The following is a 7,327-nucleotide window of genomic DNA, read 5'->3' as shown; positions in this document are numbered from 1 at the left end:
CTCGGCCCGCCTCTTACGTCCGAGGTCCGGCGCGCGGCCCGGCGGGGGCGGTCCCGACAAGCCCGGATGCCCGCCACTTCGGCTTGACCAAGACCCAGCCGTGCCGCGCGCGACCGAGGCGCGGGCATGAGCCAGACCCGCATGGAGAGCCTGAAGCGGCCGGCAACCCGGCGCCTGGCGTGGCTGGTCCCCGCTGTCCTGCTCCTCGCCGGCGGGGCGCTCTGGTCGAAGGTCGCCGGCCCCGGTTCCCCCGCCTTGCTGGCGTTCGTGGACGGCGAGGGACATCCGGCTCGCCTGGCGGATTTCCGCGGCCAGGTCGTTCTCGTCAATCTCTGGGCGACTTGGTGCCTGCCCTGCCGCCACGAGATGCCGGCGCTGGACCGTCTGCAAGCCAAGCTCGGCGGGCCGGACTTCCAGGTCGTCGCCCTGTCCGTGGACCGGGGCGGCGCCGCGGTCGTGCGCCGGTTCTACGAAACCGCCGGCGTGCGGCACCTGTCGGTGTTCCTCGACAGCGCGGGAGCCGTCCTGCCGCAGGTCGGGGCCGCGGGGCTGCCGACCACCCTCCTGTTCGACCGGGACGGCCATGAGATCGGCCGCTTCGTCGGGCCGGCGGAATGGGACGGGCCGCGGATCGAGGCCATCCTGAGAAATGCCATCGCCCAACAGAGAGGAAGGACCTCATGAACGCGGCAACACCCCCCTCGCGCACGTCCCGGCTCGCGCTCGCGACGCTCACGGCCGTCGGCATCGCCGTCCTGGGAGGAGCCCTCTGGGCCAACACCCGGGGCGCGACCGGAAACGTCCTCGCTGGGCTGGGCGGCACGCCCCGGCCGCTCCCGCCCGGCGCGCTCCAGGTCGATGACATCGCCGCGGATCCCTTCAACTATAAGGGCGGCATCACGCTGCGCGCGGTCGTCGCCAGAGCCGAGGGCACCAGCCCCCGCAAGTTCGTGGTTGTGGATGCCCGCGAGGCCAAGATCTGCAAATCGACGAACTGCGCGAAGTTCTACCTGCCGGTCAGCGCGGAGACCGCGATGCCGGTTGCGCGCTGGGACGAGGTCGACCTGGAAGGCGAGCTCGTCCAGGGCGACCGGCACCCGTATTTCCGGGTGACCGGCCTGAAGAACCACGGTCAGTTCCAATGACGCGCCCTGGCGGCACGACGGCAGGCTCGGCGGGAGACGCAGCGTGAATCTCGGAACCCTTGTCTGGCGCAATCTCGTCCGCCGGCCCGGCCGCTTCGCGTTCACGCTGGCGGGCGTGGCCGTCGGCATCGCGGCTTTCGTGGCCCTTCTCACGCTCGGCCAGGGCCTGACCCAGGAGATCCGGCGCCAGGCGCAGGGGCTGGGGGCGAACCTCGTCGTCACCCCGAAGGGCTGGTGCGCCTACGAGCAGATCTCGGTTCTCACCGGCGAGCAGTTGCCGGAAGCCATCGCGATGACGGAACTCGCCAAGATCGCGGCGGTGCCGGGGGTGCGGACGGCCGTGCCCTACCTGAACCAGCGCACGGCCTTCCGGAACCGCCCGGTGCCGCTGATCGGCATCCAGCCGACGGCGATGCGGGCGCTCCAAGGCTGGCGCGTGGGCCAGGGACGCTACTTCCAGGGACCCGACGAGGCAGGCGTGGTCATCGGCGCGGCCATCGCCCAGCAGTTCGGGCTGCGGCCGGGGGAGACCTTCACCGTCCGCGGCCGCCCGCTCCCGGTCGTCGGCGTCCTGGACACGACCGGAACCAAGGACGACGTCGCCGCCTTCGCGCCGCTCGCCGTCGTCCAGCGCATCTACGAGACCGAGGGCAAGGTCTCCTTCGTCGCCGTGCAGGTCGACGACCTGGAGCGGGCGGACGAGATCAGCCTGCGCATCCAGGAGGCGGCCAACGTCGCCGTGGTGTCGGACAAGCAGCTCGTGAGCTCGGTCCTCTCCATCGTCGGCACCGTCGGCGCGGCGATGCAGGCGGTCGCCATCGTCGGCGTGGTGGCCGCCGCCTTCGGCATCGCCAACACGCTCATGACGGCCGTCTACGAGCGGCGGCGCGAGATCGGCATCCTGCAGGCCATCGGGGGAACCCGGCGCACGCTGTTCATCGGCTTCCTCCTGGAATCCGGTCTCTACGGCGGGCTCGGAGGGCTGATCGGCCTCGGCCTCGGCGTGCTGGCGGCCTACCGGATCGGGCCGTCCCTTGCCGACAATCCCTTCACGGCGGCCCTGCGCCAATCGCCCACGCCGGCGCTCGACCCCGGGACGATGGCGGGCGTGCTGGCGTTCTCCGTCGCCTTGGCGCTGCTCGCCGGGTTCTATCCGGCTTGGCGCGCGGCGCGGCTCACACCGATGGATGCGATCCGACATGTCTGAGGCAGATGCGCTGGTCCGCTTGGAGAAGGTCTCCCGGGTCTACGGCCGCGGCGAGGCGGCGGCGGTGGCCCTGGACGAGGCGTCGCTCGCGATCAAGCGGCGCAGTTGGGTCGCGGTCGTCGGGCCCTCCGGCCATGGCAAGAGCACGCTGCTGCACCTGATGGGCGGCCTCGACCGCTCGACGAGCGGGAAGGTCCATCTCGATGGGGAGGAGTTGTCCCGCCTGAGCGCACGCCGCCTCGCCGCGGTGAGAGCGCGCAAGATCGGCTTCGTGTTCCAGTTCTTCAATCTGCTGCCGCACCTGACCGCGCTCGAAAACGTTCAGACCGCCCTCTGGTTCGGCGGCTGGCCCGCGTCCCGGGCACGCGGCAAGGGGCTCGACCTCCTGGACCAAGTGGGGCTCGCCGACCGGGCCGGCCATCTGCCGGGCCAGCTCTCCGGGGGCCAGCAACAACGCGTCGCCCTGGCCCGGGCGCTCGCCAACGACCCGGATCTCCTGCTTCTCGACGAACCGACCGGGAACCTGGACTCGACCGCCGAGGCGGACGTCCTCGACCGGCTGGCCGCGCTTCACCGCCACGGACGGACCCTCGTCATGGTGACCCACAGCCCGGCCGTGGCCGCGAGGGCGCAGCGGCTCGTCAACGTCCGCGACGGCCGGATCGCGTCGGACGCGGCCGTGGAGCGCGCCGGTGCCTGAGGTCTCGACGGCGGGTCTGCTGACCGCTTTTGCCGGCGGCGCGGTCTCGTTCCTGTCCCCGTGCGTGCTGCCGCTGGTGCCGGGTTACGTTTCCTTCGTGGCTGGCCGGTCACTCGCCGGCCAAGCCAGGAGCGGCGCGCGAGCCGGTCCGGCCGTCCGCGCGCTCCCCCTCGGGCTGTGTTTCGTGCTCGGCTTCTCGACCGTGTTCGTCCTTCTGGGCGCCGGCGCCACGGCGCTGGGCCGGCTCGTCCTGTCCTACCGGTCTGAGGCCGGCATCATCGGCGGCGCCGTCATCCTCCTCTTCGGCCTGGTGACGACGGGCGTCCTGCGGCTCCCGGCCCTGCAACGCGACCTGCGCTACCACGGGGCGCTTGCCGGCGGCGGGCCCGGCGGGGCCTACCTCCTCGGCCTGGCCTTCGCCTTCGGCTGGACACCCTGCATCGGACCCGTGCTCGGGTCGATCCTCGCCGTGACCACCGTCACCGCCGGCGCGGGCGGCCTGGTGTTGCTCGCCGCCTACTCGCTCGGGCTCGGGCTGCCGTTCCTGCTGGCCACGCTGTTCACCGACCGGCTGCTCGGCCTCGGGCGGGGCCTCGGCCGGTTCGGGCGGCTCCTCAATCTCGCGGCCGGAGGGGTGATGATCGGCATGGGGCTCGCCATGATGACGGGCCGCCTGACCGAGATCGGCTCCTGGCTGCTGGAAACCTGGCCAGCCCTCGGCCGGATCGGCTGACGAGGCGCGCTTGTGCGGCTCCACATGGTGGAGACCCGGCATCGACGCGCCGCACGGGCTGGCCGGGCTGGGGATCGAGAGGCGTCGCGCCACATATCAGCGAATGACGATGTCCAAGCATGGCTGAAGACCAGACCCTCCTGCCCGGGCGGCGTGCTCGACCCCAGCGCAGCGCTGCGCCGGCGGCCCTGCGCCGGAAGGCCGAACACATGGCCAAGCTCTGCCGCGGCCTGTCCGATCCCTCGCGCCTCGTCATCCTGGAGGCGCTGCGCCCCGGGGCGCTGAGCGTGTCGGAGATCGTGCAGGCCACGGGGCTGACGCAGTCGAACGTCTCGAACCACCTGGGCTGCCTGTACGATTGCGGGCTGGTCCTGCGCGAGCAGGAGGGGCGCTTCGTGCGCTACCGCCTCAGCGACCCGCGCGTCGAGAGCCTGCTACGCCTCACCGAGGAGCTCGTGGCCGACACCGCCCGGGGCGTGGTGGCCTGCACGGAGATCGGGTGCGGCGGCGGCTCTTGCTAGCCGTAGCCACCGACCGGGCATGGGCCCACGTGGCGGGTCCCGGGCCGCAACCCGGAACCCGGGCGCCGCGGTTCCGGCCCGGGCGGGCGCCCGTCCCGTCATCGGGTGACCACGCCGGATCCTGTCGGCCGATGGCGCCGGAACCGGTGTAGGGGAGCCGGGCTCACGTGGGAGCTCGGGTGGGGCCCGCATGGCAACCGCGGCCGTCAGGCCGTGCTGATGGGCCCCGGTACCGCCCCGGTGTGGGGTTCGCCACGACGCGGGTCCGGCCCAGCCTGTAGTCGGCGCGGCTCGGGACGTGACCGTGGACCCAGAGGCTCGGGGCGCCCCAGCCGCTCATCAGCGGTTCGAGGTCGGAGACGAGGGCGGCGGCGACCCACTCGTCGCCGAGCCAGCCGGGCCAATCCGCGGCCAGGGAGCGGCGCGACGGGGCATGGTGGGTCAACACCACGGCGCGGTCCCCGCGCGCGACGCCGGTGACGACGGACGTCGCGGTCGCCCGGAAGCCGACCTCCTGGTAGGCGATGGAGCCGAGCGCGTCCTCCAGGTAGGCGCGCGAGCGGGCGTGGGCCCCGGCGGCGTCCGGTGGCGACCAGTCACGGCCGGCGCGCAGGCGGATGCGGCGGGCATCCGGCCAGTGATGCCGGGCATACCCTCGCGCGAGGCGGGCGCGGGCCGGCCCATGCAGGGCCCAGTCCGTCCACAAGGTTGCGCCGACCACGTGCACGCCGCGGCCGTGGCCGTCGTCGAGGCGTACGCAGGCGTCCGAGAGGAGATGGAGACCGAGCTCCCGCGCCAGGGCGCGGCCCCGGGCGAGCGCCTCGACCATGGGGACGTCGGACCAGTACTCCGCGTTGCCCGGCACCATCACCACGGGCCGGCTTCCCTGGCGCCCGTCCAGCGCCCGGGCGAGCCAAGCCAACGCGGCCTCGATGCCGGTGCTGACGTCGCCGGCGACGAGCAGCGCGTCGAACTCCGGCAGAGGGTGCGGAAGCTCGTAGGGCGCCCGATCGACCCGCAGGTCCGAGAGGATCCACAGGCGCATCCCCGCGGGCGTCCCGCCGCCGCCGGGCCCGCGCGCGGTCTCCGGCGCCCGACCGGCGTGCCCGGGGCCCACCGGCAACGGCGGGCGCGCGGGGAGCGGGCCCGGCCGGCCCCGCGGGGGCGTTTCCAGCGCGGGCGCAGGGGGCGGCGCCGTCAGCGGGCTCGTCCCGAGCGACCCCCGGCCGCGCTCCCGCACGCGCGGCACGGCCTCGGCAGCCGGGCGCGACCGGCGGACCAAGCCGCCGCGTCGGCGCAACGCCTGGATCGCGACGCCGTCCGGGGGCGGCAGAACCGGCGCCGGCCGCGGGAATTCCGGGGCCTCGGGGTTCGAGGCCCGCGCCGTGCCGACCGTGCCGAGCGCCGACGCGGCCGCCGCATCGGCCGCGAGCCGGCGCGGCGAGGCAGCGTCGCGCCCCTCCGGGACAGGTCCCGCGCACAGGCCGCGCGGAAGCCGCCTCGGGACGACCGGGCGCGCGAGGTTGGGCGGGATCTTCGTCATCGGGCTCCCGGGGAAAGGGGGTGAAGGACGCGCGGGGGCAGGGCGGCGCGCCCGCCGGACGCGGGGCATGCGGAACCGCCGTCGATCCGCGGGCTTGGCGGCGTCAGACCTCCACGACCAGGGCCGGGTCGAAGGCGGGATTCTCGCCGCCGTAGCCCTTCGGATTGCAGAGCACCCGCGTCTCGCCGAGCCGGTAGTCCATCGACGCGTGGGTGTGGCCGTGCACCCAGAGGGTCGGGCCGGCTTGCTCGACGAAGGCGTCGAGCCGCGAGGCGAAAGCCGGGTTGAGGGGCTTGCCTCGGAAGGCGGGCGCGACGGAGCGGGCGCTCGGCGCGTGGTGGGTCACCACGACGTGCGGCCGACGCGGCGCGGCCGCGGGAGCGGCCAGTGCGCCCTCCAGGTAGGCCCGCGAGACCCGGTGGACGGCGAGCGCCTCCTCCGGCCGGAAGCGCATCCACCGGGGCTTGGTCTGGAAGCTGATCAGCCGATGGTCGTTCATGCCCCGGCGGGCATCCTCCATGGAGGCGGCGCGCAGGTCGGGGCCGTCGAGGTCGTAGTCGGTCCAGAGCGTGCATCCCGAGAAGGGGACGCCGCCGATCACGACGGTGTCGTCCTCCAGCAGGTGCACGCCGAGGTTCGCGGCGACCGCCCGCCCGCGCGCGAGCTCCTCGACGAAGGTCCGCCGATAGAATTCATGGTTCCCGGCCACGCACACCACCGGCATGTGCGGGCGGATGACGTGCGCGAGCCAGGTGACGCTCTCGACCAGGCCCTCCCGAACGTCGCCGGCCACGACCGCCACGTCGGCGTCCGGGATCTCGGCGGGCGTCCAGGGCAGGCCGACGTCGCGGTGCAGGTCAGACAGGATCCAGAGGCGCAAGCCGCGTTCCTTTCCGGCGGGGGGACGGGACCGGTCGCCGCGCCCTTCCGGCGCGGCGCGGGCGGGAGCGCCCGCGGCGGCCCCCGGTGCTCGGTCCCCGGGCGGGGGCGCCCAGGCGTCCCAGGACGCGGCGAGCCGGGCGAGGTGGGGCTCGCCCGGGCGACGCTCGCCGAGCCGGCGCAGGGCGTGCGCGAGCAGCGCCGCGGCGGCCGGCTCGCCCCGCAGCGCCTGCGCGAGGAGCGCGCTCGCGACGAGGTCCGTCAGGCGGCTCTCCGGGCCGCAGACCCGCAGGACCGTGACCGCGACGCGGGTCAGGGCGGCGGCGTCGCCGTCGAGGGCCTCGCCCCAGGAGCGATGGCGGGTGGGCGGCGCGCAGGTCCGGAGCGTGGCCAGCAGCGCCTCGGCCGTGGCCGGCCGGAGCCCGGTCGCGGGCACCACGCGCCAGAGGCGGAGGATGGCCGGGCCTTGCCGCGCCCGGACGTCCGGGCCGGTGGCGCGGCGGGCGCCGGCAGGGGCGGCGTGCCCCTGTCCGGCGGGGCAAGTCGGGGACTCCGTCATGGGCGGCGGCTCCAGGCGAGGGGAGGGTGCGCCTCCGGCG

Annotated in this window: 8 protein-coding genes; 6 read left to right on the top strand and 2 right to left on the bottom strand. The window is 74.6% G+C overall.

The window, feature by feature from the left end; genetic code table 11:
• The first annotated feature begins 126 nt into the window (after window positions 1-126).
• The 6 genes from AX737_RS14480 (at window position 127) to AX737_RS14455 (ending at window position 4,306) form a co-directional block, all read left to right on the top strand.
• Window positions 127-684, top strand: a complete 558-nt coding sequence (locus tag AX737_RS14480) for a TlpA disulfide reductase family protein (protein WP_009863353.1) — start codon at window positions 127-129, stop codon at window positions 682-684.
• Window positions 681-1,145, top strand: coding sequence for a hypothetical protein (locus AX737_RS14475; RefSeq protein WP_012752969.1), 465 nt, complete (start codon window positions 681-683; stop codon window positions 1,143-1,145). Before AX737_RS14480 ends, AX737_RS14475 begins: the two co-directional genes overlap by 4 nt.
• A 43-nt stretch (window positions 1,146-1,188) precedes the next feature.
• Complete coding sequence (locus AX737_RS14470) at window positions 1,189-2,352, top strand: ABC transporter permease (RefSeq protein ID WP_012752970.1); 1,164 nt, start codon at window positions 1,189-1,191, stop codon at window positions 2,350-2,352.
• Window positions 2,345-3,052, top strand: a complete 708-nt coding sequence (locus tag AX737_RS14465; protein WP_012752971.1) for an ABC transporter ATP-binding protein — start codon at window positions 2,345-2,347, stop codon at window positions 3,050-3,052. Before AX737_RS14470 ends, AX737_RS14465 begins: the two co-directional genes overlap by 8 nt.
• Window positions 3,045-3,785, top strand: a complete 741-nt coding sequence (locus AX737_RS14460) for a cytochrome c biogenesis protein CcdA (RefSeq protein WP_012752972.1) — start codon at window positions 3,045-3,047, stop codon at window positions 3,783-3,785. The genes AX737_RS14465 and AX737_RS14460 overlap by 8 nt, the downstream gene beginning before the upstream one ends.
• Window positions 3,786-3,904: 119 nt before the next feature.
• Window positions 3,905-4,306: a metalloregulator ArsR/SmtB family transcription factor gene (locus tag AX737_RS14455; protein WP_009865682.1), complete on the top strand. Its 402-nt coding sequence runs from the start codon at window positions 3,905-3,907 to the stop codon at window positions 4,304-4,306.
• 163 nt (window positions 4,307-4,469) lie between these two features.
• Here the strand turns inward: AX737_RS14455 and AX737_RS33230 are convergent, their stop codons facing one another.
• Window positions 4,470-5,849: a hypothetical protein gene (locus AX737_RS33230; RefSeq protein ID WP_156453720.1), complete on the bottom strand. Its 1,380-nt coding sequence runs from the start codon at window positions 5,847-5,849 to the stop codon at window positions 4,470-4,472.
• Between the two features lie 103 nt (window positions 5,850-5,952).
• Complete coding sequence (locus tag AX737_RS32090) at window positions 5,953-7,287, bottom strand: metallophosphoesterase (protein ID WP_012752974.1); 1,335 nt, start codon at window positions 7,285-7,287, stop codon at window positions 5,953-5,955.
• Between the last annotated feature and the right edge of the window lie 40 nt (window positions 7,288-7,327).

The organism is Methylobacterium sp. CCH5-D2, from assembly GCF_001556475.1.
Taxonomy (GTDB): domain Bacteria; phylum Pseudomonadota; class Alphaproteobacteria; order Rhizobiales; family Beijerinckiaceae; genus Methylobacterium; species Methylobacterium hispanicum.
The sequence above is the reverse complement of the archived record's forward strand: the minus strand, read 5'-3'. Positions and strand labels throughout refer to the sequence as shown.

Excerpts from the sequence above, each read along its gene's own strand:
- AX737_RS14480 (WP_009863353.1), top strand. The coding sequence starts at position 127 with ATGAGCCAGACCCGCATGGAGAGCCTGAAGCGGCCGGCAACCCGGCGC.
- AX737_RS14475 (WP_012752969.1), top strand. The coding sequence starts at position 681 with ATGAACGCGGCAACACCCCCCTCGCGCACGTCCCGGCTCGCGCTCGCG.
- AX737_RS14465 (WP_012752971.1), top strand. The coding sequence starts at position 2,345 with ATGTCTGAGGCAGATGCGCTGGTCCGCTTGGAGAAGGTCTCCCGGGTC.
- AX737_RS14455 (WP_009865682.1), top strand. The coding sequence starts at position 3,905 with ATGGCTGAAGACCAGACCCTCCTGCCCGGGCGGCGTGCTCGACCCCAG.
- AX737_RS33230 (WP_156453720.1), bottom strand. The coding sequence starts at position 5,849 with ATGACGAAGATCCCGCCCAACCTCGCGCGCCCGGTCGTCCCGAGGCGG.
- AX737_RS32090 (WP_012752974.1), bottom strand. The coding sequence starts at position 7,287 with ATGACGGAGTCCCCGACTTGCCCCGCCGGACAGGGGCACGCCGCCCCT.